We start from the raw sequence: 1,413 nt of genomic DNA on the forward strand, positions 1-1,413 counted from the left end.
CACGTTCAGTTTTCGGGGAGACCGCTATGAAACGCCCGTCGACCTGCGCGGCAAGAAGATTGAACTGCGTTACGAACGTTCTCGCAAGGGCACGGTTGTCGTCTACGACAAGGGGCGACGCCTCGGCCGGGCGAGACTTCTGGACGCCGTCGCCAACGGCCTGAGACGCAGAAAAGAATCATCGTAACGCCCTGCCAAACCGCTGCCAAACCGGTTTTCGCAGATGCAGCATCCAACGCCGTCGTTTTTATCGTGAATGAATGACTTTCTTGGAGAGGTACCAAGCCCATGATCCGTTCCTATTTCGGTCTGACCGACAATCCCTTCGCGCTCCGCGACATCGAACTGCTTCATCACCAACAGGAAATCCGCGACACCCTTCAAGTCCACTGCCAGCAAGGCGGACTCTGTCTCGTCGTCGGCAGGCCCGGAACGGGCAAGTCGGTGATCAAGGAATCGCTCAAACGACTCCCCGAAAAAGAGCATCTCGTGGCCACAGTCGCGCGAACACTGCACACCTACACCAACACGGTCAAGATCCTCTGCGAAGCGTTTCGCATCGAGTTCGAGAGTTCCGCCTTCAAGTGCGAACGTCGACTGATCGAACAGGCGTCCCATCTCAATCACACCGGCAAGATGCTGGTGACGATCATCGACGACGCTCACCTGATGGACATGGACAACCTGCGGAAACTCCGCCTGCTGCTGGAGGATTTCCCCAAGAACCACAACCTGATCTTGATCGGCCAGGTGGAGTTGCTCACCAATCTGGATCTGGCCGTGAACCAGGATCTCAAGAGCCGAGTGACCTATTCCGTGATCACGAAGCGGCTGCATGACGACCGCATGTGCGACTTCATCCATCGCGAACTCGACCGCATCGGACTAGCTCACAACACGTTTACCGAATCCGCCACCGAACTGATCATCCGCTCGGCCGACGGCGTTTTACGCAAATGCCGCAACCTGTGCTTGTCCGCCATGCTCGAAGCGGTCCGAGCGTCCGCGGGGAGAACGATCGATATCGATCTGGTCAACCGCGTTCTCCTCCAACCGCATTGGCAAAAGGAAGTCGACCTCACCGACTTCTGATGCACGGCTTGACGCTCTCACCTCGATTCAGAGGATTCGACGATGATCACACGCGAATTACTGCGAACGATTCGCAACGACCTGCCGATGCAGGTGACGATTCTCCGGCTCGGCCGACACGGTCCGGTCTCCAAGGAGATCGAAGGCTACTTCCGCTTTCTCTGTCCCGCTTGCGAGGAACTTCGAGCGACGGTGAATTCCCGCAACAACCTGGCCCACTGCTTCTGCTGCGAACGCAACTGGAACAACATTGACCTGTTGATAGCCCTCGGCTGGGACTTCCTCCCTGCCGTCGACCTACTGGAGCAATGGCTACGGCAA

3 protein-coding genes are annotated in these 1,413 nt (G+C 57.3%); all 3 read left to right on the top strand.

Annotated elements, in window-relative coordinates:
- On the top strand, positions 1–187 hold a 187-nt coding region (locus tag GY725_11375), incomplete at its 5' end, for an integrase (GenBank protein MCP4004787.1).
- A gap of 101 nt (positions 188–288) precedes the next feature.
- Entirely contained in the window at positions 289–1,092 is an 804-nt protein-coding gene (locus GY725_11380; GenBank protein ID MCP4004788.1) for an AAA family ATPase, read from the top strand.
- Positions 1,093–1,134: 42 nt separating this feature from the next.
- The coding region (locus GY725_11385) for a hypothetical protein (GenBank protein ID MCP4004789.1) at positions 1,135–1,413 on the top strand (279 nt) is incomplete at its 3' end.

The organism is bacterium (assembly GCA_024226335.1).
Taxonomy (GTDB): Bacteria; Myxococcota_A; UBA9160; order SZUA-336; family SZUA-336; genus JAAELY01.

What these genes read in the sequence shown, in the direction of transcription:
- GY725_11380 (MCP4004788.1), top strand. Translation starts at nt 289, where the DNA reads ATGATCCGTTCCTATTTCGGTCTGACCGACAATCCCTTCGCGCTCCGC.